General features: G+C 32.7%; 17 protein-coding genes and 1 pseudogene. 9 read left to right on the top strand and 9 right to left on the bottom strand.

The genetic code is table 11. The annotated features are described in order from the left end of the window. Window positions 1–482 precede the first annotated feature (482 nt). On the top strand, window positions 483–953 hold the full coding sequence (locus RC62_RS03230; protein ID WP_055092558.1) for a GNAT family N-acetyltransferase: 471 nt from the start codon (window positions 483–485) through the stop codon (window positions 951–953). A gap of 57 nt (window positions 954–1,010) precedes the next feature. Next, window positions 1,011–2,273, top strand: a complete 1,263-nt coding sequence (locus tag RC62_RS03225) for an MFS transporter (protein ID WP_055092556.1) — start codon at window positions 1,011–1,013, stop codon at window positions 2,271–2,273. A gap of 172 nt (window positions 2,274–2,445) precedes the next feature. Here the strand turns inward: RC62_RS03225 and RC62_RS03220 are convergent, their stop codons facing one another. Next, window positions 2,446–2,820, bottom strand: coding sequence for a hypothetical protein (locus tag RC62_RS03220; protein ID WP_055092555.1), 375 nt, complete (start codon window positions 2,818–2,820; stop codon window positions 2,446–2,448). A 91-nt stretch (window positions 2,821–2,911) separates the two neighbouring features. Beyond that, on the bottom strand, window positions 2,912–4,021 hold the full coding sequence (locus tag RC62_RS03215) for an exopolyphosphatase (protein ID WP_082421200.1): 1,110 nt from the start codon (window positions 4,019–4,021) through the stop codon (window positions 2,912–2,914). A 212-nt stretch (window positions 4,022–4,233) separates the two neighbouring features. Between RC62_RS03215 and RC62_RS03210 the strand changes: the two genes are divergently transcribed. Next, window positions 4,234–4,932 (top strand): DUF1826 domain-containing protein, encoded by a 699-nt coding sequence (locus RC62_RS03210; protein ID WP_055092550.1) that lies wholly within the window; start codon window positions 4,234–4,236, stop codon window positions 4,930–4,932. A gap of 25 nt (window positions 4,933–4,957) precedes the next feature. On the opposite strand, the gene RC62_RS03205 is transcribed toward RC62_RS03210, so the two are convergent. Beyond that, the gene (locus RC62_RS03205) at window positions 4,958–5,653 is read right to left on the bottom strand and encodes a pseudouridine synthase (protein ID WP_055092548.1); all 696 of its coding nucleotides are present in this window, start codon (window positions 5,651–5,653) and stop codon (window positions 4,958–4,960) included. A 261-nt stretch (window positions 5,654–5,914) separates the two neighbouring features. Between RC62_RS03205 and RC62_RS03200 the strand changes: the two genes are divergently transcribed. Further along, window positions 5,915–7,339, top strand: coding sequence for an amino acid permease (locus RC62_RS03200; RefSeq protein WP_055092546.1), 1,425 nt, complete (start codon window positions 5,915–5,917; stop codon window positions 7,337–7,339). 94 nt (window positions 7,340–7,433) lie between these two features. Here RC62_RS03200 and RC62_RS23200 read toward each other — a convergent pair. Next, window positions 7,434–7,541: pseudogene (locus RC62_RS23200) on the bottom strand (pseudouridylate synthase); the annotation flags it as partial. A 290-nt stretch (window positions 7,542–7,831) separates the two neighbouring features. On the opposite strand from RC62_RS23200, the gene avs2 reads away from it, so the two are divergent. Beyond that, entirely contained in the window at window positions 7,832–12,082 is a 4,251-nt protein-coding gene (avs2, locus tag RC62_RS03195) for an AVAST type 2 anti-phage system protein Avs2 (protein WP_055092545.1), read from the top strand. A gap of 265 nt (window positions 12,083–12,347) precedes the next feature. Here avs2 and RC62_RS03190 read toward each other — a convergent pair whose 3' ends face one another. Continuing rightward, window positions 12,348–12,758 carry a helix-turn-helix domain-containing protein gene (locus RC62_RS03190; RefSeq protein WP_055092543.1) on the bottom strand — a complete coding sequence of 137 codons (411 nt, stop codon included), beginning with the start codon at window positions 12,756–12,758 and terminating at the stop codon, window positions 12,348–12,350. Window positions 12,759–12,939: 181 nt separating this feature from the next. On the opposite strand from RC62_RS03190, the gene RC62_RS03185 reads away from it, so the two are divergent. Next, the gene (locus tag RC62_RS03185) at window positions 12,940–13,497 is read left to right on the top strand and encodes a hypothetical protein (RefSeq protein ID WP_055092541.1); all 558 of its coding nucleotides are present in this window, start codon (window positions 12,940–12,942) and stop codon (window positions 13,495–13,497) included. Between the two features lie 179 nt (window positions 13,498–13,676). Here RC62_RS03185 and RC62_RS03180 read toward each other — a convergent pair whose 3' ends face one another. From RC62_RS03180 to RC62_RS03165, 4 genes are all read right to left on the bottom strand, one after another. Continuing rightward, a complete protein-coding gene (locus RC62_RS03180) occupies window positions 13,677–15,695 on the bottom strand; it encodes an OmpA family protein (RefSeq protein ID WP_055092539.1) in 2,019 nt (672 codons plus the stop codon). A gap of 73 nt (window positions 15,696–15,768) precedes the next feature. Further along, the gene (locus tag RC62_RS03175) at window positions 15,769–17,532 is read right to left on the bottom strand and encodes an Ig-like domain-containing protein (protein WP_055092538.1); all 1,764 of its coding nucleotides are present in this window, start codon (window positions 17,530–17,532) and stop codon (window positions 15,769–15,771) included. 172 nt (window positions 17,533–17,704) lie between these two features. Next, a complete protein-coding gene (locus RC62_RS03170) occupies window positions 17,705–19,204 on the bottom strand; it encodes a hypothetical protein (RefSeq protein WP_245176769.1) in 1,500 nt (499 codons plus the stop codon). A gap of 67 nt (window positions 19,205–19,271) precedes the next feature. Then, entirely contained in the window at window positions 19,272–21,089 is a 1,818-nt protein-coding gene (locus RC62_RS03165; protein WP_055092536.1) for a T9SS type A sorting domain-containing protein, read from the bottom strand. Window positions 21,090–21,992: 903 nt separating this feature from the next. Here RC62_RS03165 and RC62_RS03155 point away from each other — a divergent pair. The 3 genes from RC62_RS03155 to RC62_RS03145 are packed head-to-tail and all read left to right on the top strand — an operon-like array spanning window position 21,993 to window position 25,627. Continuing rightward, window positions 21,993–22,754, top strand: a complete 762-nt coding sequence (locus tag RC62_RS03155) for a LytR/AlgR family response regulator transcription factor (RefSeq protein WP_055092532.1) — start codon at window positions 21,993–21,995, stop codon at window positions 22,752–22,754. 18 nt (window positions 22,755–22,772) lie between these two features. Continuing rightward, on the top strand, window positions 22,773–25,220 hold the full coding sequence (locus RC62_RS03150; RefSeq protein WP_055092530.1) for a PAS domain S-box protein: 2,448 nt from the start codon (window positions 22,773–22,775) through the stop codon (window positions 25,218–25,220). Further along, window positions 25,217–25,627 carry a response regulator gene (locus RC62_RS03145; protein ID WP_055092528.1) on the top strand — a complete coding sequence of 137 codons (411 nt, stop codon included), beginning with the start codon at window positions 25,217–25,219 and terminating at the stop codon, window positions 25,625–25,627. Before RC62_RS03150 ends, RC62_RS03145 begins: the two co-directional genes overlap by 4 nt. Window positions 25,628–25,676 lie beyond the last annotated feature (49 nt).

Below are 25,676 nucleotides of genomic sequence, written 5' to 3'. Positions count from 1 at the left end.
TTTCTGTCATGGGCAATCTCCTGATAATTTAGAATGGTTTAAGTAGAAAGATGGGGAAGAAGTTATATGTAGTCAAAATCTTTTTGACACTTATAACTTTGTTTTAAACAATAAAAAAAGGGACAAAAGATGGTATTTATCTTTTGTCCTTGATGGTAAAGTTTCGATAATTTGGCAACAAAATCTAACTTTAATAAATTTTGCTGCGATGAGAAATAATAGTCAGGATTTCTCCTTTTTTTTATAAAGTATTTACTTCAAATTTACCCATGCTAAAATCATTTTTAAATAATAAAAACATGCTTCTTTTTGTGATAAATAAGTTTGGAAAAAATTATGTTTTTAATTGAAAAAAAAGACTAAATATTTCCACATTTTCTTTGTTCATATACCAAAAAATAATGTATTTTTGTGCCTTTAAAAAAAGTAGTGAAACACCTTAAAAACAAGAACTTATCATGCATTTATTTTAATTTTTTACAATGAAGGATCTGCATGAAATTTCAGAAATAAATTATAAGGATTTTCACTTAGTAAAAGATATCATTTGCGAGTCTAAACTGATAGATGAAAAGTTGCTTAATTTAGAAAATGCGATACTGTTTATAAAAGATAAACTGAGTAGAAATAAGGCTAAAATTTTCATCACAAAAGAAAAGAATATTCCAATTTCTTTTATCGTTTTATATTACAAGATGAGTACATCTTCAAAAACAAAATACAATTGGCATATTTCATATTTATATGTCAAACCTGATTATAGAAGAAAACAAATTGGAAAAGCAATTATGATCAGGTGTATTGATTATGCAAAAAAAACCAAAGTTGATCATATTTCGTTAAATACAGATATAGAGAATTATGCAGCTCATCAGCTTTATGAAAGTTTTGGTTTTGTACGAACTAATTTTATTTCAAACTATTATTATTACGAAATGAAATTATCACACTAAAAACAACTTGGTTTAAGCCTAATAATTCTTTTAATTTTCATCTATAATTATACATTTATGATTACTAAATTACTTAAAAACTATTTAAATAATTTCACTCAGTTCTCTGTAGAAGTCAAAGTTTTGGCTATTACTACATTTATCAACAGGCTGGGAGCAATGGTTGTTCCGTTTCTTTCGAAGTATATGTTAGAGCAGCTTCATTTTAGTTATAATCAGATTGGGTGGGTAATGGTATTTTTTGGTACAGGTTCATTTATAGGTACCTGGATCAGCGGAAAATTATCTGATAAAATCGGTTTTTATAAAGTAATGATTTTTAGTCTTTTGGGTAGTGGAGTTGTTTTTATTTTATTACAATTTCTAACTACTTTTTATAGTTTTTGTTTTGGAGTATTGATCTTAACGACTATATCTGATATGTACCGCCCGGCAATGTTGGTTTCATTAGATACTTATGCGGGTAAAAAGGAAAGAACCAAGGCATTATCATTAATTCGCTCTTCGGTAAATTTAGGATTTATGTTTGGACCTCTGATTGGAGGGATCATTATTACATTTTTAGACTATACTTTTTTGTTTTATATTGATGGACTTACTTGTATTTTGAGCATTTTGTTGTTTGCCTTTTTTGTAAAAGAAAAGAAACTGCCTTATAAATTAAATACGTTTAAACACTTAAAAGAAGAAAATTCAATTTTTCAGGATAAACCATTTTTAATACACCTTGTGGTTACTTTGATAACCGGTATATTGTTTTTTCAAATGTTTACAACACTCTCGCTTTACTATAAAGAAGTTTTTAATTTTTCAAGTATAGAAAGTGGACTGTTTCTGGCGCTTAACGGAGTATTGATTTTACTTTTCGAACTTTCAATTGTAAGTTATGTAGAATCTAAAAACATTAATAAGCTCTTGATGGTTTCTTTTGGAATACTGTCAATGGCTATCAGTTATTTGTTTTTACTGATCGAGCATAGTGTTTTAGCCTTAATTGTCATGATGATTTTTATGACTATCGGGATTATGTTTACTTTTCCTTTTGCAAATTCATTTGTTAAAAAAAGATCTTTAAAAAAGCAGGAAGGCAAATTTATGGCAGCATTTACTATGAGTTATAGTGTTGCGCACATCCTGAGTACAAAAACGGGTATGGCAATTATTGCAGATTATGGTTACAGGGCAAATTGGATATTTTTGACTTGTTTAGGTTTCGTTGGATTTCTTTTGGCTTATCGTTTGGTTTTTGTGGTTTCAAAAGAAAAGGAGACTATTAAAAAGAAAATTGTAGATGCTATTTTTGTTAGCAATTCTAAATAAATAAGATTTGGTTTTGACATTATCTCAGCCAAAACCATAATCTATTAATAAAAAAAGCTTGTTGAAATTATCTTTCAACAAGCTTTTTTATTTTAAGAATTTCAAATTACAAATTAAAGTTGATTTAATAAATGCAACTTTAAAAAGAGTAATAAATTCAATAAAAAGGATCTTACATTTTTTGAGTTATATCTTTTTTAAATTTATTCAAAAGGGCTTTTGTCATTCCTAAATTTGCTTTATTAGAATCTACAGCCAGATAAATAAAGTATTCATTATTTTCTGAGATATCAATGATGTGAATTTGATTTGTAAGTGTAATCATAATATCATCAATATTTTGTTGTAAGCCTAAAGCACTAATCGCATTTAATTTAGCTTTTACTACTTCTAAGTTAAAAGCCGAGGCCAATTCAGGATCAAAATCAGCAACAACAGAGTCGCTAAAATAAGAAATACCACTTTTAATTTCGGTTACTGCAACTGCAATATAACCGGGAATGTTCTTTTTAATTTCATCCCCAAATTGTTGTAAAAAATCTGACATATTAAACTATTTTAAATTATTGTTTTTATTTATATTTAATGGTGGGTAAAGGTTTTAGAATATTTAGTAAACTCTGGCTTTTATGCGAATACTAGAAATTGTTTTTAATTTTCTTAGAGCGGTCCACTACATAAGAAACTAACCAGGCTATTTGACCTTCTTTTGCAAAATAAATTTTCTTCGATTTCAAATCCGGAATACTTTCCAGACAGGATATCAAAATATTATTTCCTGAAATTAAATGTTTCTGGCTGTACGTATTGGTTACTTTTTCGGCTTCTTTACTTGTTTTAGCCAGGTTTTCATACGTAATAAAGTTGTTCTTTAAAATGGCATCATAGTTTACAATATCTTCCATTTTTAAAGGCACAAAATGATCTTCGTTATTTTTATTGTAGTATAAGGTTACAAATGCCCAAACAGCTCCTCCTGAAAGATATATTTTCTTTTTCTGGAGTGATAAAGGTTTACTATTGAGCATGTCTTTTATTTTTTGTCTTAAAATTGGAGCATACTCAAATGATTTCTCCGTATAGACTGACATACTGTTTATTTCCTTCGGGATTACAATCGTTTTATTAATTGCTTCTGTAAGTGTGATCGTACCGTAATCTAATTTTAAAGGAAAAAACTCAAATTTATTGTCATTAAGCACATTTACATAACCACCTTTTGTGTTTCCGCCGCCTATGTCCAAAACAATCGCATCTTGATAGTCAGTAGGAGGAATGGCGCCTTTTAGCAACATTTTGCCTTCTGTTTCTGCGTTAATAAAATCCAGGTCTTTGTTTGTTAAAGCCTTAATTTTATCCGTTAATAATTGCGTATTGTGTGCAAGGGCAACTCCGGAAGAAGCTACGATAAAAATATTTTCATCGGCAACACTGTACATCTTTTTTATTTTCGAAAAATTTTCAAGTACGACAGTTCCGGCTTTGTTTATGTCTTCCTGAGCCAGATTACCATCGATAGAAATACCTCTTGCTATACCAACGTTTTCTGTCCAGTATTCGATGATATCATAATCTCCTTTTTTAATATTATTTACATCTATAACAGAAAACTTAATTCCCTTACTTCCTATTTCAATTCCTGCATAGAGATTCTTTTGTGCAAATGCCCCAAAAGAAAAGGAAAAAACAAAAAGGAAAAATAAGGATTTAAAAAAGTATTTATTCAGCATGCAATTCCGATTATTCATTAGTACTAATTTTGTATTTCACTCAATTACGTAATAACTTCAATTTAGGTTTTTTGATACCCAAATATTTTAAAAGAAGCAGTTGATGTCTATCAATTTTTGTGACAAAAAAAGCAGTAACAGCAAAAATTATAGCGATAAAAACACCAACAACTGACTGCTATTACATAATTTTGCGATATATAAAGTAACTAGCTTCTTAATATCGTACTATGAGCAATACATTTTCTGACAACAGCCAAATTGGGACCGTATCTACTTTCTCTGAGCTTGTAAATACCAGTTTCAATGGAGAAATGAATGCGTTATGCTGGCACAGAAATTTAGATGGCGATTTTAAGGAGATTGTAACCCAATTATCTTTAAAAGAAAATATAACCGAAGTTTTTCCTGAAGACCTAATCGCCCTGCAGCTATCAGAAAAGGGAAATATGGCAAGGGAAATAATTTTGAATGATCTACAGTTATTAGCTGATTTTGGCGCTTCGCCTTCTCTTAATTTACTAAAGTGTTACGAACGTGATGACGAATTTGATTTTATAGCTACAGATGTGTATTCGTTTCATGTTGATCGTTCGCCCGTTGCAACAGATACTTTTTTATGTACCTATCACGGAGCCGCAAGCGATATTATTGCTAATTCGCAGGCAGAACAAAAAATTATAATTCCGGAAATCCGAACCAAACTAAAAGAACTGTATGATGGACCAGAGGAAGGATTTGAAGAGTTTTTGAAAGAAAATTATTTTGATTTGCATTATCAGATTCATGAAAATGCAGAGCCTGTTAATTTAGGTTTAGGACATCTTTGGCGACTTGCGGTAGATCATCCAAAACAACAAGTATTGCCTTGCATTCATAGGGCGCCAATAGAAAATGAAGGAGAATATAGGTTGTTGCTGATTTGCTAATACTTATAATTATCCAAAGATTATTCTATTCATACTTACTCAAATCCAGATTTAGAATAGTACCAACTCTGCTAAACTCTTCATTGATCTTGGCATTCAGGATTAGTTGCTGATTGTTTATGGGATGATTAAAAATTAACTGATGTGCATGAAGCATCATTCCTGTAAGGTTAAAATTCTCCAGCCATAATTTATTTTGTTTGTTGCAGCCATGTGGCCGACTTCCTAAAATGGGATGAAAAATATGTTTAAAATGTTTTCGCAATTGATGCATACGTCCGGTTTCAGGAATCGCTTCTACCAAACAATATCGTGAAGTGGGTTTATTGTTGAATTCTAAGGCAACTTCGGCATTTTGTAAACGATGAAAGTGTGTTATTGCATTTTGTTTAACATCATCATCATTCGTTAAATCATAATCTATTGTTTGTTCTTGAGGCGACCAGCCACGTAAAATTGCCAGATATTTTTTTTCGACTTCGCGAATTGCAAAACGATCATTCATAATTTTCAAAACATCTTTATCCAGTGCAAATAACAAAACACCAGATGTTTTGCGGTCTAAACGATGAACAGGATAAACATGTTGACCTATTTGATTTCTTAATTCCTGAATGGCATACACTTTTGCATCGCGCGCATAAAATGATTTGTGAACCAGCAAGCCACTTGGCTTATTAATGGCGATAATATATTGGTCTTGGTAAAGAATTTCTAACATTGGGCAAAAGTAAACGAGATTTCGATTGAAATCCCGTTTAGGACTTATTTATTTCTATACTACCAATGTTTTCTTTCTAACGGCATAAATTGTGGACTTTCTTCGCTTGTTGACATTATTACTATTCATTAAAAATTTCTTTTATAAATCTCTTTAAAGAAAACAACTATCATCTTCATGCTTTGCAGGATTCCTTTTTTAACTTATATTCGCTGATTATACATTTGTGGGTACATTTTACTCATTTTAAAAAACTAATTTGTGAAAAACACACAAGAAAACATACAAGATAATCAGCTTAAACGCGGACTGACGAATCGCCACATTCAGTTAATTGCCTTAGGCGGATCAATAGGTACAGGACTTTTCCTGGGTATTGGCCCGGCGGCTGTATTAGCAGGACCATCTGTTATTTTAGGATATGCCATTGCCGGAATTATCGCTTTTTTTATCATGAGGCAACTTGGCGAAATGGTGGTCGAAGAACCTGTTTCAGGAAGTTTTAGTCACTTTGCTTATAAATATTGCGGTTCTTTTGCGGGTTTTGCATCCGGTTGGAATTATTGGATTTTATATATCTTAGTGAGTATGGCAGAACTTACTGCCATTGGTGTTTATGTGCAGTTTTGGTGGCCCGAAATTCCGCTTTGGGCATCCAGTTTATTTTTCTTTCTGGTGATTAATGCTTTGAATTTTGCCTCTGTAAAAGTTTACGGAGAAACTGAATTCTGGTTTTCGATCATAAAAGTGGTTGCCATTATTGCCATGATTCTTTTTGGAACGTATTTGCTAATAAGTGGAACAGGAGGAGAGCACGCAACAATTCATAATTTATATAACGATGGAGGCTTTTTCCCTAAAGGTTTCTTCGAAAAAACTGCAACTGGTGATTTTCAGGGTTTATTATCTGCAATGGCGCTAATTATGTTCTCTTTTGGAGGTTTAGAACTTATTGGAATTACCGCTGCAGAAGCCGAAAACCCAGAAAAAAACATCCCGAAAGCAACAAATCAGGTTATTTATAGAATCCTTATATTTTATGTTGGTGCATTGGTCATTTTATTTGCTTTATCACCTTGGAGACAAATTACGACAGATAGCAGCCCGTTTGTAATGGTTTTTCAAAATCTAAATGGGATGGAATTTGAGCTTTTTGGTACCAAAATATTTTTTACAAAGCTTATTGCCAATGTGCTTAATTTAATTGTATTAACTGCAGCATTATCTGTATATAATAGCAGTGTTTATAGTAACTCACGCATGTTATATGGTTTAGCAGATCAGGGAAGTGCTCCTAAGTTTTTAAAGAAACTAAACCGACATTCAGTGCCCATTAATGCTATTTTAATTTCTTCGTGTTTTGCAGCGATTTGTATTTTAATAAATAAAATAATGCCCGAAGAAGCTTTTAGTATTTTAATGTCTTTAGTAGTGTCTTGTTTAGTTATTAACTGGGTTATGATTTCGTATACGCATCTAAGATTTAGACTTTCGAAAGACAAGGAAAACACAAAAACTAAGTTTCCTTCCTTATTTTATCCGGTAAGTAATTATATCTGTTTTGTGTTTTTATTTGGTATTTTGTCCATCATGTGGATCACAAATATGAAGTTATCCGTAGAATTAATTCCTATTTGGTTAGGTATTCTTTTTATATGTTTTAAAGTTTTGAAAGCGAAAAAATAAGTAGTTTTTGTTATAATATTAAAGGCATTGAGTATCAATTTGTAGTTGATTTTTAATGCCTTTTTTTAAATGTTGTGTTTTCGTTTATAATTCTGTATTTCCCAATTTGATTTCTCAATTCCTGAATGGCATACACTTTTGCATCGCGCGCATAAATTGATTTGTGAACCAACAAGCCGCTTGGTTTATTAATGGCTATAATATATTAGTCCTGGTAAAGAATTTCTAACATTGGGAAAGTAAAGAGATTTCAATTGAAATCTCTTTTATGAGTTTTATTTCTATATTAATTTTTAATTAATTCGAAAAATGTATCATTTTTTTTACATTTTAGCAATAAATTTTAACTTAGCATGTGATTAAGAAAATCAAATGAAAATAGAACAATGCAATAGAGTAATAAAAAAAATGTGTTGATTTTTTTAGTAAACATTAATCTTAAAGCATTTTATACAAGGAAATATAATAACATTTAAATAAAAACGAACATACATGGAACCAATTACTTTAATTACGATTGCAGGTTACGTAAGTTTAAAATTTCTAGATCAATTCACAAAAGAAGAAGGCTACGGTAGATTAAAAAACTTATTTTTTCCGAAAAAGAAATATAAAAATCAATTAATAGAAATTATTCTTGAAACGATAACGGAATTTCGCCAGCATTATTTAGTAAAGGAAGGTGACTCTAAATTTTATTTTTTCCAATCTCAGATAATATTTGAGGAATTGAATAAATATCTTTTGTTTGCAAAACAGACTATTAATTACGAAGATTTGCTTCATAGATTTCAAGAAAATCCTAACATTATAGTTCCTACTAAAGAAGAATTAGAATTTTTCTACGGGAGGTTTACTTCCAAAATAAAAGAAGACAAAAAACTTAAGTCTCTCTTTATCGATGAAAACTATAAAACTAAAATATTTGAAACTATTGAAAGGCTAAATAGTATTGAAGTAAAAGTTGATGATATTCACGAAAAGATTATAGATATAAAATCCTCATTAAATTTTATTCCGGATAAAGATTGGTTTAAGAATCAATGTGAAAAATCAATTATTGTCTTAGGAAAGCGATATACTCCTGAACTTAATTTTGCTCTGGAAGTCTCAAAAATTTTTGACGCACTTGGACGCACTTCAGATTTTAAAAAATCTATAGCTGCTATCATTGATGAACTGTTAATTAAGGGAAGAAAAGTATTAAAAAAGAAAGAGGAAGTAAAAGAAGATGTTGAATTATTAGAGCAGAAGTTTGATGAAATTTATCAGTTCTATTCTGCAATAGATTTCGAAAATAATGAAAAAATAGGATTTGACAATTTTATAACCATTTTGGATTCAATTGAAGAAATTACGGGTAAATTAAAACAGTATTATAATAAGGAAGAATATAAACTTCAAAAGGAAAAAAATGATTTTTCGCATTATCATAAATATGGAACTGAATTGAGAAATCTTAGAGATTTTGAAAACAATATTTATAAATTTAGGGATTTCATCGAAGATGGTTTATGTGAAACAGCTAATAATCCTTATTTAATTTTAGAAGGCGAGGCAGGTATAGGGAAATCCCATATGTTAGGAGATATAGTAACTAAAAGAGTTAAAAAAAATTACGAAAGTATTTTCCTTCTAGGGCAACAGTTTACAACAGAGGATAATCCATGGACTCAAATATTTAGCTGGCTCCAGATAAAAAATACAACATCAGAAGAGTTTTTAAGTATCATTAACGAGAGAGCAAAAATAACAGAAAAGAGAATTATAATTTTTATTGATGCAGTTAATGAAGGAAGGGGAAAGTATATTTGGCCAGAGAATATTAGGAGTTTTATTTCTGAAGTAAAAAAATATGAATACTTAGGTTTGGTTCTAAGCGTGCGTTCATCCTATAAGGATTTAATATTTCCTAAAGAAGATATTAAAGAATTAAGTCTTATTGAAAATAAGCTTTATGGATTTAGAAATAATGAATACGATGCCTGTAAATTGTTTTTTTCCAATTATGGAATTCAACTGCCTAGCATACCTCTTTTACACCCAGAGTTTCACAATCCGTTATTTCTAAAACTTTTTTGTGAGGGTATATCTAAATCTGGTCAAAATAAAATACCAGATGGAGTTCAAGGAATTAGCTCAATAATTAATTTTTTCATAAAGAATGTGAATACTGTATTGGCAAGTTCTAAAAGATTTGATTATTCGACTGGCATTAATTTAGCAGATAGATGTGTAGAAGCTATTATACATTACAAGTTAGATAGCGATTTAAGATATGTCAGTTATGAAAAAGCAATAGAAATAATTGAAGAAATTGTTTCAAAATTTGTTACCAAAAAAGGAACTTTTTTAGATGAGCTTATTTCTGAAGGAGTTTTTGCAAAGAATTTATTTTGGATTGAGAAGGATAATTATGAAGAAGGAATTTATTTGGCTTATGAAAGGTTTGAAGATCATCTTACTTGTAAATATTTACTGAACACAGATTTAAATTTGGAGACTGAATTTCAAGAAGGAGGAAGTTTTTTTAAATATATAGAGGATGAAAATGCTTTATATTTTAATAAGGGACTAATTGATGCTTTTTCTATTCAGATTCCTGAAAAGATCAACAAAGAATTTTATGAATTAATTCCTAATTTAAAAGACAACTACACGATAGCAGAATCATTTGTTGAAAGTCTTCTATGGCGTAAATATGAAACTATAAATGATAGTTCAGAAAAGTATGTTGACGAGGTTGTGTTTTCATATGATGAAACTCATAAATTATTTTGGGAAACAATTATATCGGTAACTTCTGTGCCAGAACATTTTTATAACGCATACTCGTTACATAGACATTTGTCTAGTCTCAGTATGGCAGATAGAGATGCAACCTGGACATATCTTTTAAAAGATAAATTTGATAATGACTCATCTTTTAAAAGACTTATAGATTGGGGATGGAACCAAGAGAATAAACTTCATATCTCAGATGAGTCTGTTAAATTAACAAGCATTACATTAGCGTGGTTTCATACTTCTACAAACAGAGAGCTTAGGGACAGCTCTACAAAAGCGCTTGTTAACTTATTACAGAATAGAATTGGTGTCTTGATTGAGGTTTTAAAAAGTTTTGAAAAATGTAATGATCCATCTGTTTATGAAAGACTTTTCGCCGTGGCTTATGGATGTAGTTTGCGAACTAAACAGATAGAAAAGCTTGCAGATTTAAGTGAATATATTTATAAATCAATATTTAAACAAAAAGAAGAAGTTTATCCTCACATTTTGCTACGTGATTATGCGAGAGGAGTTATTGAATATACCTATTATTTAAAGCAGAAATTAACTTTTGATATTATAGATGCAAGACCTCCTTATAAAAGTTATTTCCCAGAAACGGTGTTGTCAAATGAAGAAATAGACGAGTTGTATAAATTTGATTATGATGATCCAAGTTTTAAAAAAATATACTGGTCACAGAATGAGATTTTAAGTTCTATGACAACTGAATACGGAAGAGGTACAGGTGGATATGGTGATTTTGGTAGGTATACTTTTCAGAGCGCATTAAGTACTTGGGATGTAAACCCAGATGATTTAAGTAATATTGCAGTTGACTGGATTTTTAAAAAATATGGGTATGATGTTGAAAAACATGGAGAGTATGACAATAGTTTAGAATACAATGGAAGAAAAGCAGCAATCATTGAGAGGATTGGCAAAAAATATCAATGGTTGGCATTGTACGAAATTACAGCGAGAGTATCTGATAATTTTAAAAAATATGAAAGATGGGCAAACGATGGAAAAGAAGAACCATATCAAGGTCCTTGGAATCCTTATATAAGAGATATCGATCCTACAATTTTAATAAAAACTACGGAAACCTACCGAGAAGATGAAGAGATAGATTATTGGTGGATTAGTAAAGATACATTTAATTGGGATTGTTCTTTGGAGGATTGGGTAAAGAAATCTGACAATCTTCCAGTTATTGAAAAACTTATCAACGTAATTGATAGTGAAAAGAATGAGTGGCTTGTTTTAGAAGGACACCCCGGATGGTCTGAAGCAAAAAAAATTGGTGAGGAAAAATGGGATAACCAGCATAAAAGAATGTGGTGTCAAATTAGAAGCTACATTTTAGAAGAAAAGGATTTTGATGATTTTACGAGTTGGTCAGTTAAACAAGATTTTATGGGTAGGTGGATGCCTGAAAATAGAGAAAAATACGAGGTTTTTAATAGAGAATATTATTGGTCGCAAGCTTATAGAGACATCTGTTATGAATTAGAGTATGAAGGTCAGAAACGGGATGTATATGACAGAAAAACGGGTAGTTTTATTTCCTCAGTACTTATACCAGTAGAAACTTATATGTGGGAAGAAGAATTTGATAAATCTAAAGAAGAAACAATCACTTTTATGAAGCCAAGTTTAGGAATTTTTAATGGAATGAAACTACAATATTCGGATAAGGAAGGAGAATTTCTCAATTCTAATGGTGATTTAACTTGTTTTGATGCAAGTACTAATAATAATTCTAATTCTTACTTTTTAATTAGAAAAAAACCATTTTTACAGTATCTGAAAGAGAATAATTTAAAGATTGTATGGACTATTCTTGGTGAAAAACAAGTGATAGGTGGAGCTACATTTGGAAAAGAATACCTTGGAACATTAGGGTTTAGCGGTACTTATTACTTAAAGGACAATAATATAACTGGAGTTTTAAATACAAAACAGAGTTAAAAAAATATAATTTTGAAACTCCAGCGATTTAAAGATGGCTTTATTTTTTATCTCACTAATAAATATCGAAAAATCTTTTGGGTTTTCAGTAAATAATTGTAAAAAAAAATCCCAATTAGAGATTAGTTTTTAAATCTGGAAGTATTACAGTTTAAATTTAAAAAAAAGAAGTAATATAATTAATTGTAATATTTTTTTATTTAAATAATACACAAAAAGAGACTTTTGAAGTCTCTTTTTTGCATTAATATATCTTTATAAACAATTATTTATTTATCAATTTCTCAAGCCTCGCCATCATTTCATCTTTCTCTTTCAACATACGCTCATACAACGCAATTTTTTCATCATATAATTGTACAATTTTGTCAATTGTATTAAACGTACAATTATCATTCTTCTGAATACCAATTGCACTATCATTATTAGTAAATGTATTTGCAATTATATTAATCGCATGTTCTTCATCAAAATTCTGAAAAGCTTCAACTGGAATTTTTAATACTGCCGAAATTTGTTTCAACAGATTGTCTTCAATTACATCTTTCTGCTCCAGCATAGAAATTTTCTTCTGGTTCCAGTCATTTCCCAGATCATAAGCTAATGCTTCCTGCTTGATGTTAAGCATTTCTCTGAAACGCTTTACGTTTTTCCCCTGATGTATTTTCTGTTCCATAATGAATATCTATTTTCTAAAGGCTCAAAGATAAAGCCATTTGGATTAAAAAGCATGAATTTCAAAGATAAAAAAATATCTGGTAAAACATATATTTTGTAAGATAATATATCTTTTTTTAGAATAGTTTATCTTTTTAAAAGAATGGAACTTCGCTTAAGAATTTTAAATCTCCTTGAGTATGAAAAAGAATAAAATATCGTTCGACACTGGTTTTTGGTCAAGCTTTGTAACAGGAAACCCATTTAAGGCAATCGATTCCCTTTTTGACTTTGCAGATCTTGATTATTACAAGCAAAATTTAACCGAGGTATTAATTTACAGCTATAAAACAAAAGTGTGTCAACAAGACAATCCTTCGGGTGTTTTTGTGTTGTATACCGTGATCAAATCTTTGCTTAAAGTGTGTTACTGCCTGAAAAAGAAACGCAAAAAATGGAAAGTAAAGGATTCCTTGCACTCAGAAACAGTTCTTCATCTTTCTTCACTAACCAAGGAAGAATACGACAATCCTTTTATTGTATTTCAAAACGCATTTGATGAAAAAACACTCGAAGAATTTCAATTATTTCTATGTTTAATCCTGGAGCTTTCATTGTCTCCCCGTGCCGGAGATCCTGACACAGACCTAACGACGCCTTACATTCATTTAACCAAAATGCTCGATGCCGTGGCGCTAATAAAAGAAAGGGGAGTAGAGAAAATCAGGAATAAGGTTCAGATGGATTGTCTGGCATAATAAATATGCATATCTAAGCTTTAGAATACGATAGTACATAAGAGGAAAAACATAAAAAAATCCCCGTTCGTCAAGAATGGGGATTTAATAATTGTGCTCAATATAGTATAAAAATTTGTGAACTCGTGGCTTTGTGAACCTTAGCGAAGCCTATTTTGGTTTACACCAAAATTTAAATTTTATTTTACTGAGGGAATAATGTCAATTATTACGGTACGGTTGTAAAAACGTTCTTCGGGAAGTTTGTTTTCAAAAGCCGACATATTTTCGTCTTCTCCAAAACCATGTACTTCAAATTTCACATCCTTTCTGCCTGAGTTTATCAAGGTCTTTTCTATAATGCCTTTTACTTCATTGGCTCTTTCTAAAGATAAGTTAAGGTTATACGACTCTTCACCAATAATATCAGTGTGACCGTGAATGATCACAAGAGCATTTTTAGGTATTTTAGGCGTAACAACATCTGTTAAATATTTTTCATACATAGCAATTGCTTTTGATTTATTAAATTCAAAAAGTATGCTGTATCTAAGACCTTCTTCTGTTTTGGCAGGCGTCCATAATACCATATGTGTAGTGGTAACTTTTTCCTGGGTAGTACCGTTTTTGTTTGTACCAATCAGTTTTACTTTATAATCACCCTCAGAGCGGGTTCCCATAATGCTTTTACCGGGAATACTTATTTTTTCCTGAGTATAAGGACCAAAAGTTTTTACTTTTCCGTCTGGATCTGTAGTTTCTAAAGACCATGACGAGTATGCTTTTTGCGCACCCTGAGCATCGATTGTAATATAACTGTCGATAGGCGCTTCTTGTACAGTGACAAGCTCTAAAGGTTTTAATGGGGCATCAGGACCAGCTTGAAATTCCATCAATAATTCAGGCGAATTACTTTCGATAGAAACCCTGCGATCTCCTTCGCGAAGTAAAACCAATTCTTTTGTGGCTCCGGGCTGTTCAGACGGAATGGCTGGTTTTAACTGCCCTTTAGTGGTGATTCTCGATGCACTGATTCCAAATACACTCACTAAATAGGTTTTGATTGACTCAGACATCGCAGCACCATCTTCAGTTCCTTTTTCAGACGAACCAACAAGTGTAACATTTGCTCCAGGATTTTTTACCATTCGATTTCCCAGAATATTAATGACGTTATAGTAAACTGCCATTTGTCTTGCAGAACGACCTGATGAATTTGTACTGGCTGTGATCCCAATCTGGTCTTCATTAAAATCTTTTGCCTCTTCTTTTTTCAATAATTTGTAACGACTTGGTATTTTGTTGGACTCAAGATCAAAAAAAACATAATTACGTAACGGGAAAACCTCACGAACACTTCTTTCTCCCGGGATATTTTTAGGAGCATTTACAGAAAACTGAACTTTAGACTCCGGAGCCTGAGGTGTTTCGATTGCAGTTCCTTGTCCAAATTTAAGTGCCATACCAACTCTAAGAGCCGTTATATTCCAGGTTTCTGTCGTGCGGGGATGTTGCCCAACATAAGGTTGAAAATTTATAAAAGGAGACAAAATAAATTGTGTTTTATGATTTTGCGAGGATAACGGAATATCATAACCGGCTCCAATTTGCATAGAAATAAGCGTTTTGCTGATATGATCAAAATCGCCTCTTACTGCCTCAGACGGTTCCTGATCCGGATAGGCAGGATTTGTTCCTAACGTATATTTAAATGATTTATCAATATTAAAGGCCAAACGCGGACCTGCGTATACATAAAAATTAGATTTAAAAGGTGCAAAACGAATGCTTGGTTCTACAGTAATATAACTTAATCCTGTAGATAAATCTGCGGGACAGTTGCAAGGCGTAATTTTTTGATCGAAAGAACCTTTTCTGCTGTCATAACCGGCCTGAAACATAAAACCTAATCTTGTATCTGGTTTATAAAATTCAACTAACGGCGCCAGATAAAGTCCGGCTCCCTCGCCATTATGAAACGTGACCGGCGGAGTCAAATTTGAATTAAGCTGATTGGTTGAACCACGGTAAAAACTGTAGTTGGTTGCACCGGCAACACCAAAGAACCATGAAGGTTTGGTGTAATATACTTCCTGTGCCTGGAGCGTTGTTTGAGCCCCGATATATAACAAAGTTAAGAGTAAGAACTTGTTTAAGAGAACTTTATCTGAAAGTCGCGTTATATATAATTTTGATTTAAAACTAATGTTAGTTTTCATTTCTTTTTATTTAGGTGTTTTTTTATGAAAAAAATCCCGTTCGAAAACGGGATATACTATTGAGTTGTGTTATTTAGGGAACATTTACGGTTGTGTTTACCATTGTAACAGATGCGACTAAAGATATTGCTCTTCCGTTTAGCACTGTTTGATTTGCATTGCCCGCGGTAGAAAAAGTAACCCCGGAATTGGCGATAATAGTTCCAACCATTGTTCCGCCACCGGCACTGTTAATAGTCGCTGCACTACCTACATACCAAAAAACGTTTTTGGCTAAGGCGCCGTTTGTCATTATAACACTTTTAGCACCTGTAGGTCCTGCAATTCCCACGGTAAGTCCTGAAGCAGTTTGAAAAATCCAGGTAGCATTTGGGTCACCCTGAGCATCGAGAGTCAGGTTGCCATTGGTGATTTTAAAAGTACCGCTTGCTGATTTGTATACTCCCGGAGCTAATGTCAATCCGCCTAGTTCTCCTGCATTTGGATCTGAACCACCTGGTTTTGCTGCTGGCGAAATACTTAAATACGCCGCATTAGCATCTAATGATGCTTTTTGTGCAATGGCTAATGATGTTGCTGTTCCCGGAGCCGGAGGTCCGGTAAAGATATCACCCGTAACATTTCCAACATTTAGAGGAGTTTCGGTATAAATTACAAGACCGTCATGAAATCCTGTAATAAGGGTTGAAGCAGCAGTTGTTCCTATGCTTCCATTGCTTATTACTGTATTTAAACCTTGGTTTGTCACTCCGGCGTTTCCACCAAAAGCACCAAACATTGCGGCAGTACCAAGATCTATGTTGATTGGCGCAGGAGGTAACAATATTGTTGTAAAATTCCATACATAATCAACAGCCAATGGTGTTCCGGCTGCGCTTTTTGCTCCATTTGTAATGGTAGCTGTATACGTTTTTCCTAATACTAATGCAGTAGTCGGTTTAAACGAAGAGGTAGTGCCAGAATAAGAAACTGTACCTGCAATTGTTGTAGCACCTTCTTTCAACGTAAAGGTTGCTGTATTTATTGAGGCTACATCCATGATAGTACTAAAATCAGCTGTTACAGTTTGATTTAGGGCAATATTTACAGCATTATTCATGGGGTCTGTCGCAGTTACCGTAGGTATCATATCTGTTGTAAAGCTCGACGTATATGGTGTTGCCATTGCAGTACCCAATGTGTTTTTTGCACCGGTACTAATCGTTACAGTATAAATTTTGTTTGGTAATAAAGGGCTTGCAGGAACAAAAGTTACTGTTGATCCGGTAGACGAGATTGTTCCCGTTACAGCGTTAATACCCTGATTTACTTTAAAAGTGGTAGTGTTTAAAGTCGATGCATCCATAGCCATATTGAATGTGGCCGAAATTTTTTGATTTAAAGGCACAGCAATAGCCGTATCAATAGGATCTGAAGTAATAACTACAGGTCTTAAAGTTGCGCCGGTCGAAAATACCCATACATATTCAACTTGCAAAAAATTACCCATTACGTCTTTGGCTTTTGTCGTAATTCTGGCCGTATAGGTCATATTCTCTGCAAGCAAAGCCTGTGGGGTAAATGATGCTGTTTTTCCGGAATACGTAACTGTTCCTGCAATAGGAGATGTTCCGGTTACAATAAACGTGGTCGAAGTAATCGAACCCGGATCCATTTCTTCGTTAAATGTTGCGGTAATGACTTGTCCCAACGGAACGTTTAATGCATTACTCAAGGGCGTAGTCGACTGTACCACAGGGCAAACGCCAACGACTTCTTTAAAATCGTCGTTTTCGCATCCTGTAATTAATGCGATACATAATATAGCAAAGGTGAATAGTAAATTTTTAATTTTCATTTGTTTGTTTTTGTTTTAAATTGGATTATTTCCAAGTGGTAAAGGTGATGGTGGAATTTTCAGAAAAATTATACAATCCGGGTTAAGTGTTGTATAATTAACACAATTATTTTTATTAAATATTACTTCATAAATAATTCATTTTGGGCTTCAACCAGATTTTTTAAGGAAACTATTTCATAATGATGGTCATGTTCGAAATAAGAACATCGGCACCATCACTGCCGCTGTAGCGCTGCAAATAAAAATCTACATAATCATTGGTGTTTAATTCAATAGAGGCATTAATTGGCAGTGTGACAATATCATTTGCTGCAGTTCCCCTGCCATAAAACTTAAATTGTGGCACTGCTACGCCATTTTTATATAAATAAACAATATAAGTTCCCGCTGATGGAACCTGAAAATTTACAGCCCCTGAAACCTGAAAAATTCTTTTCTTTTTACCAACATATTTCAATCTGTTGTAAGTTGCATCGGTTGAAAATCGAAATAAATTGCTCGATACAGTAGGAATTGATGGTGAATATATTCGTACGTTGGTACTGGGAGTACCGGCACTCATGTTCAGTGGTATAGCACCTCCGGTTTCTGCATCCATAGAAAAATCTCCGGTTGCATTGGTATCTGCTTCAGTGGGAATCCCTGCAGCCCTAACGCTCCATGCATTACTAAAATTGTAGCCTGTGTAAGTTGAAGCGGGCGCATATGGTTTAACATAATTAGCCGATGTGGCACCTGTAAAAACTACAGATTCTAAAACAGCATCACCACTAATGGAGAGTCCGGCTGTCGAAACATCCAGGCCATATGCTCCGGGACCCACATTAAGGAAGCCTCCTTGCTTTTCTATCAAAGTAAAGGCTCCTGTAAATTTTTCGTAGGTACCGGAGTTGTTTACAAACCATGCTTGATTACTGAGCAGCAATTGTCCAATATTACTATACGTAATACCATTTGTATTTCCTGAAAAATTGACAATACTCATAAAAACTAATCCATAACCGGATATCGTTCCAATATTGGCAGCATTGGCAATTACAGTATCCCTAAGTAAAAATGTAGCGGTCGATGCTGAGGCATTTAAATTAAAAACAGTTGCACCTGGCGCTAAAATAGTAAGACTTCTAATGCTGCCGCCTGTGGTCCCGTCAAAAATAATTCCTGATGACTTATAAATTATATCCTCGTTGGCATCTAATCCTTGTATATAAGCATTATTGAGATCTATAGGAAAATCAAAAATTACGGTACCATTTATTTCATATAATGTATTAGAGCTCAAAACATATTTTGCGCCGCCACCAGCAGCAAGTTCTGTTGCCAGAACGACGGCTAAATTATCAGTTGATCTGAGACGTTTAAAATTTAATCTTGGACCTCCGCCGCTATTAATAGCAATCCAGGCTGTAGCACTATAATAATAGAATGATTTTAAATCAGTGTCATAGACAAGTAATCCCTCAGCAGGTGTTGCTATAGCGATTCTCTGCGAAGTTGTCATACGGGGAGCGAGCATACCCTGGGTAGTAGAAACGATATCTAAAACTGAACTTGCATTGGGTGTAACAGTCCCAATACCTACTTGTGCATTGCCTGAGATTGTTACAAAAAACAAAAGCAAAAGTAGTATGGTTCTAGTATTTTTTGAAGTATATGAGGTTATGATCATAATTCTGGATTATTAATTTAAGATTTTGAAATATTTTGTGTTACTACTTTATAATCTAAAGACTTTGCTATTTTGCAGAATTTGAGATGATAATTTTTTGAGTAATTTTTACATTATCCCCTGTAACGAATGTTGCGATATAAATTCCGGAGCTCACTCCTGATGTAGAAAAATTAAAATTGGATTCGACTTCTAAATTTTCTTTAGTAATCACGGCTTTTCCAAGCATGTCATAAAGCACAAATGATTTGATGATTTCATTGTTTGGATTGAACGCTTTTAAGACTTGATTTTTATTATCCTGATAAATAAAGAAATTAGTTTTTACCTCATCATTTATTCCTAAGGTCTGATTGGTAAAAGTTATTTTAAAACGATCAGTATAAGTGCCGGGAACGACTTCGACTTCGTAGAGGCTATTTTTAATGTCATGATAAGACATATCGAGTGCATCGTAGAGATAAACATTTTGCGATTCATCGAAATCCGTGATTTGAGAGATATAAAATTTAAAGGTTGTATTTTGTGTTGCTTTTACTGAAAGCGGAATTTTTTTAGACAAATCGAAATTAACACCTTGAATTACATAATTTCCGTTTTCGATCCAAAAAGAAACATCATTAGGAAGGTCATCATCCATGTTTTTTGCATCAATACCTTTATCTATCCCGTCAGTCGCTGTAGCAATAAAAGCTATTGCAAGCTGTCTTGTAAACTCATTGTTTATTATAGTGTTTAATTTTATATAAACAAGAGGAGGATTGATCACAGCATCATCCTCATTTTTGGTAGTATAAGTTAATTTAGGGTTTAAATTTCTTGCTGGTTTTTCAAACTGCGACAAAGTGCCGCCTTCTTTGTAAAATACGCGATGAGAATTTTTAAATGTGACTACTCCGTTAGAATTGCCATTTATCAAAAAGCCCTGCCCAATAGGAAGGTATTTTCTGGCTACTGCCTGACTGGTTCCGGTTGGAGGATTACTATTTACAGTTCCGTCAGTGTTGTATGATCTAAATGTGGCAGCGACATAGACGCCATTAGATGTGATATCAATAGGAGAGTAGGTGGCATAACCTCCTCTGTAAGCAGACAGAAAATGAGATTTAACATTTTTGTCTTGCTGCCAGAAATAGGCGATACCCGTTGCTGCACTATTGGCAGGATCCAATAGAAAAGCATTTAAATGTATTGCTGATGGATAGGGATTACCTGTTAGTGTTGCTGCGTCATTAGAACCTACAGCTACGCTAATATTTCCGTCGTTAGGTTTTCCTCTAAAATCATATCTTTGGGCGCCAATACCCGGGTTATTTACAATTCCGGTTCCCTCTGGATCTGTGTTGTCAAAACCACTGGTTCCCTTCATTGTAAATCCTTCTCCCGGTAGAATCGCAGTGGCACTTCCCACTTGTGTCCACTGCGAATAGTTATTTGCATTTGTTAATTTATAAATCCAGTGTGAGGCTATAGTCAATGGGTTAGCTAATCCGTTGTAACTCCCTACAGGCAATATAGCAGCAGTAGATGATGCTGTTGAAGTTGTGGGCTGATAAAGTTGTGTAATTCCAAAATTATTATTGACTAAGGAGGCTATATTGTTTCCTACTGGAGAACACCAATAATTATAATCAAAATTATCTGAAGTCCCTTCCTGGTAAACCGAGATTATTCCTGTTCCGGTATTTGCAGAAGATCCGGCTGTGCCCTGTACTAACTGCGAATTGTTTCTTAAATAAAGATTTGAGTTAGAATTTAAATTTATATTCTGACCAACATAAAGCACCTGGCCCTTTACATAAACTGGTGTATTTGAACCTACAGAAATTTGGGCAGCGCTCCTGATAAAAATTAAAACAGATAATGCGAGTAAAATTTTTTTCATATTCCTTTTGGTTTAGTATAGTTTGAATGTATGCTGATCGTCCGGATTTAAATTGATCTGTTTTTTTTGAAAATAATATAGCTGCCAAATAGAATACCAGCGGCAAATAATACAAAGATCATAGAGTCAATAGGTACAGATACAGGTTCATCCGGTAAACCAGGAGGAGGAGGATTTGAACAAAAGGCTATGATTGGAATAAGAAAGAGTAAACATGAAGCTGGCTTTTTCATAACATAAATATTGATTAGTTGCGGTGTAGTATTAAAATTTAAAAAACATTGCCCATTTTTATCTGCGTACGATTTTGTCATCAACCTGTATCATTTACATTAGCTGAGATAATAAATAGATTTTCGTTTGCAAATAAAAACGAAGGGATTTTGAATTGAAAATGATAAGTAACAACCCATCTTTAATGAGGTATAACCGGTTTTGTAGATAGCGACCAGAAAAATTGATAAGCAAACAAAGTGTTGTTAAAGTATCTTAGAAACAGCTGTAGTTAAGTTTTGCAGTACTGTAACTTTTTTCTCTTTTTGGTTTTAATTAATTAGTAATCAATCAATTAAATTATTAAAAGATAATTAATGGCACAATAGTTGTCGTTAAAAACGATGTAACTGAAAAACGATCAGTTAATTCCTCACTAATTCCACTTAAAAATACTGTTGCTGAGAATTCATCTCATTATAGCACTTTGCTTTCGTTTATTCTTATATATCCTCGCTTATTACTTTATGTTTCAAAAAAATGTAAATGTGTCAGGCTGTGCGCTATTATTGTTTTAATTTAAATACGCTGTTTATAGATTGTTTTTTCTAATTAAAGCGATAAAAATCAGATGACTAATTTATTTTAAACATTAAAAAATAAAACCTAAATCCATTCAACATACAACTCATGACATCTATTAAGGCCATAATCATAACGGAGCAAACGGACACTTTACTTATTTTGAAAAAATTTGAAGAAGAGAACTTTATGATTATAAAAATAATCGGTGAAGCTTTTTCTATAATTGAAGGTATATCTGTAATAAAATATAACAAACCTGATGTCGTGTTTCTGGATATGCAACTTCAGGATGACGCCTTTTTTGAAATGCTTGAACAATTGGAATTTAGTATTCCCAAATTAGTTTTTATTTCTAATAACAAAAATATTGCCGTGAAGGCATTTAAACACAATGCAATTGATTTTATCCTAAAGCCAATTGATTTTAATGCCATGATTTTAGCTGTTTACAAAGTGATCAAAAGAATTGAAATGGAGCGTTTATACCAAAATCAAAACATTAATAATGTTAATACTTTAAACGCAATTAAACAATCAAATGAATATGTTGCCATTGCTTCTTTGGATAAAATAGAATTAATTCCCATGGCAGAAATTATATCCTGCCAGGCTGATGGAAAATACACTAATTTTTTTCTGGTAAATGGACGTAAGGTTATGTCAAGCAGGAATTTAGGAGAATACACCGCTATTCTGGACAATAATTATTTTTTTAGAATTCATCATTCTTATATCATTAATATTCGTCACGTGGTTAAGATCTCAAAAAAGGATGGTTATTTCTGTGAACTTTCAAACGGAACAGTTTTGCCTGTTGCAAAAAGAAGACAGGAGGATTTTAACAAATTTATAAAACTTAAGGATTAAAATTCAATATTATATAAAATGAAAAGATTATATATTTTCACCTATCACAAAAAAATATTTGTGTTATTTAATACTGCCTTGAGTCCTTTAAAAGGAAAACTTAGGTCTATTAGTAAAACAAGAGCCGGATTTTTAAAAAAAATAGTTGTGGTTATACTTCAGCATATCGATAAGCAGGAACACCAGACTATGGCGTTGATGGAACATCAGGATATATCAGAACGTAAAATAGCAGAAATTAAACTTTCCGGGACGACTAAAGAACTTCAGAAATCCTTAAATGAGCATAATAAAATTTTAAATTTCTCCTTAGACCTGATTTGTTCTTATGATGAAGAGGGACGGTTTGTAAATGTGAATAAAGCATCAGAAATTATTTTAGGATATAAGCCTGAGGAATTAATAGGCAAAAAGTATATGGACTTTATATTTCATGATGATATTGAAATTACCGAAGGGGCAGGGAATGATGTAAAAAATGGTGTACAGTTAACGATGTTTGAAAATCGATATGTTCATAAAAACGGAAGTGTTGTGCACTTACTCTGGTCGGCCGCCTGGGATGATGTCTATAAAATTAGCTATGGAATAGCCAAAGATATCACCGATAAAAAAAAATTAGAAAAAGCCTTTGAAATTGAAAGACAGCGATTCGATGATTTGTTTTTGCAGGCTCCCGCTTGCATGGGAATTTTAAAAGGACCTAATCATGTTTATGAATTGGCAAATAATTTATACTTAAATCTAATTGAGAAAAAAGATATCATTGGCAAAACCGTAAAAGAAGTTTTGCCTGAACTTGAAGCACAAGGCATTTTTGAATTTTTAGATATTGTTTATAAAACCGGCGAAACTTTTTCAGCCAATGAAATGCTCATTAGATTTGATTATCACGGTGATGGAAAACTGCATGATACTTATTTAAATTTCATTTATCAGGCACACAGAGGTATTGACGGTACTATTGACGGTATTCTTTTCTTTGGCAATGATGTAACAGAACAGGTTTTATCCCGCAAAAAAATAGAAGAGAGCTTACTGCGCTATACTTCACTTATAGAACAGGCAAGTGATGCTATTTGTTTTATGGATGAGTCTATGAAAATCATAGAGGCAAATCATTATGCATGTGATAAATTAGGCTATACAAAAGCAGAAATTTTAGAGCTTTCTATAGCAGATTTCTTTTTGAAGGAAGATCTTAAGATAAAACCTTTAAGAGTATATGCGTTAAAAAGAGGAAAAACAATAAGGGAAGAACGAAGAGTTAAAAGAAAGGACGGAATTTTGCTTGATGTAGAATTGTCTGCAAAAAAACTAAAAGATGGAAACACGCTTCTCTTTGTCCGTGATATCAGTGAACATAAAAAAGCTCAGAACACCCTTAAAGAAAATGAAAAAAAGTACCGCTATCTTTTTGACCATAATCCAATGCCCATGTGGGTTATTGATTTAGTTACTTTAAAATTTTTAGATGTTAATAAAATGGCAGTATTGCAATATGGATATACCCGTGAGGAATTCCTTTTGATGAATGTTTTGGATATAAGACCGGACAAGGATAAAGATCATTTTATAAAATCCCTTAATTCTTCAGATATTAATGCAACAAATTTTAATAGAGGGGTATGGAATCATCAAAAGAAGGATCGCACTGTTATTCCAGTAGAAGTTATTGCACATGAAATAATTTATGAAGGAATTCCGGCACGTTTTATCCTGTCAAACGACATTACTGATCGAAAAAAAGCAGAATTAAATTTAGAAAGACGAAATAAAGAACTTATCAAAACCAATTCAGAACTGGATCGTTTTGTGTACAGTGTATCACACGATTTACGTTCTCCACTTACCTCAATTCTTGGGCTCCTTTCTTTTATAGAAGACGAAAGTGAGGAGCAGGATACTCTTGTACATGCTAAAATGATACGCAATAGTATCAACCGTTTAGATGAGTTTATTAAAAATATTTTAAGTTATTCCCGAAACAACCGTACAGGACTTGAAATAGAAAAGATTTCGATTCAGGAAACAGTATCGGATATACTGGATTCTCTTCAGACTATGAGCGAAGCAAAAGGAATTAATTATGAAATTGATTTAAAAGAATTGCAGCCATTTTATACAGACAGGCTCCGCTTTAATACCATCTTGGAAAACCTTATTTCTAATGCCATAAAATACCATAAAGAAGAAGAAACAGGAAAATATATAAGAATAACAGGCGCCTCAGATATAGAGTATCTTTACATTAATATCACTGATAACGGAGTGGGAATTGCACCAGAATATCATCAAAAAATATTTGAGATGTTTTTTAGAATTTCCGGCAATAAGGACGGCTCCGGTATTGGGTTATATATCGTAAAAGATACAATAGAAATTTTGCAGGGTTCTATAGAATTAAAGTCAGAGAAGGGGCAGGGAACCACATTTATTATCAAACTAAAAAATTTGAAACCATGATAACAGGATCACAAGCAAAATTTGAAAACGTAATGATTATTGATGACAATATTATAGATCTTTATATTCCGTCACGCATGATCATTAAAAACAATTTTGGGAAAAATGTCTTAGAATATTCAGATGCAGCAAAGGCTCTTAAATATCTCCAGGAAAATCAGGAAAATATTGCCGCTTTGCCACAGGTAATATTTGTCGATATTTATATGCCCGTCATGTCGGGATTTGATTTTATGCAAGCCTACGATAAGCTGTCCCCCACTTTAAAAAATTATTGCAAAACCTATATTATATCTTCAACAATTGATAATGAAGATATCGCACGATCCCTTAGTGATAACAATGTGGTTGCTTTTCACGTTAAGCCCATTACCAAAGAATTTCTTGACCGGATTAATGTGGACTAAATCAATTATAAAATGTTAAATGAATAAAAACAGCTGTGATATTTTAAAA

Source organism: Flavobacterium aquidurense (genome assembly GCF_001404985.1).
GTDB classification, from domain to species: Bacteria; Bacteroidota; Bacteroidia; order Flavobacteriales; family Flavobacteriaceae; genus Flavobacterium; species Flavobacterium aquidurense_B.
This window is presented reverse-complemented; position numbering and strand designations above follow the sequence as displayed.

What these genes read in the sequence shown, in the direction of transcription:
- avs2 (WP_055092545.1), top strand. Translation starts at nt 7,832, where the DNA reads ATGGAACCAATTACTTTAATTACGATTGCAGGTTACGTAAGTTTAAAA.
- RC62_RS03215 (WP_082421200.1), bottom strand. Translation starts at nt 4,021, where the DNA reads ATGAATAATCGGAATTGCATGCTGAATAAATACTTTTTTAAATCCTTA.
- RC62_RS03180 (WP_055092539.1), bottom strand. Translation starts at nt 15,695, where the DNA reads ATGAAAACTAACATTAGTTTTAAATCAAAATTATATATAACGCGACTT.
- RC62_RS03190 (WP_055092543.1), bottom strand. Translation starts at nt 12,758, where the DNA reads ATGGAACAGAAAATACATCAGGGGAAAAACGTAAAGCGTTTCAGAGAA.
- RC62_RS03185 (WP_055092541.1), top strand. Translation starts at nt 12,940, where the DNA reads ATGAAAAAGAATAAAATATCGTTCGACACTGGTTTTTGGTCAAGCTTT.
- RC62_RS03230 (WP_055092558.1), top strand. Translation starts at nt 483, where the DNA reads ATGAAGGATCTGCATGAAATTTCAGAAATAAATTATAAGGATTTTCAC.
- RC62_RS03170 (WP_245176769.1), bottom strand. Translation starts at nt 19,204, where the DNA reads ATGATCATAACCTCATATACTTCAAAAAATACTAGAACCATACTACTT.
- RC62_RS03165 (WP_055092536.1), bottom strand. Translation starts at nt 21,089, where the DNA reads ATGAAAAAAATTTTACTCGCATTATCTGTTTTAATTTTTATCAGGAGC.
- RC62_RS03155 (WP_055092532.1), top strand. Translation starts at nt 21,993, where the DNA reads ATGACATCTATTAAGGCCATAATCATAACGGAGCAAACGGACACTTTA.
- RC62_RS03145 (WP_055092528.1), top strand. Translation starts at nt 25,217, where the DNA reads ATGATAACAGGATCACAAGCAAAATTTGAAAACGTAATGATTATTGAT.
- RC62_RS03175 (WP_055092538.1), bottom strand. Translation starts at nt 17,532, where the DNA reads ATGAAAATTAAAAATTTACTATTCACCTTTGCTATATTATGTATCGCA.
- RC62_RS03220 (WP_055092555.1), bottom strand. Translation starts at nt 2,820, where the DNA reads ATGTCAGATTTTTTACAACAATTTGGGGATGAAATTAAAAAGAACATT.
- RC62_RS03210 (WP_055092550.1), top strand. Translation starts at nt 4,234, where the DNA reads ATGAGCAATACATTTTCTGACAACAGCCAAATTGGGACCGTATCTACT.
- RC62_RS03150 (WP_055092530.1), top strand. Translation starts at nt 22,773, where the DNA reads ATGAAAAGATTATATATTTTCACCTATCACAAAAAAATATTTGTGTTA.
- RC62_RS03205 (WP_055092548.1), bottom strand. Translation starts at nt 5,653, where the DNA reads ATGTTAGAAATTCTTTACCAAGACCAATATATTATCGCCATTAATAAG.
- RC62_RS03225 (WP_055092556.1), top strand. Translation starts at nt 1,011, where the DNA reads ATGATTACTAAATTACTTAAAAACTATTTAAATAATTTCACTCAGTTC.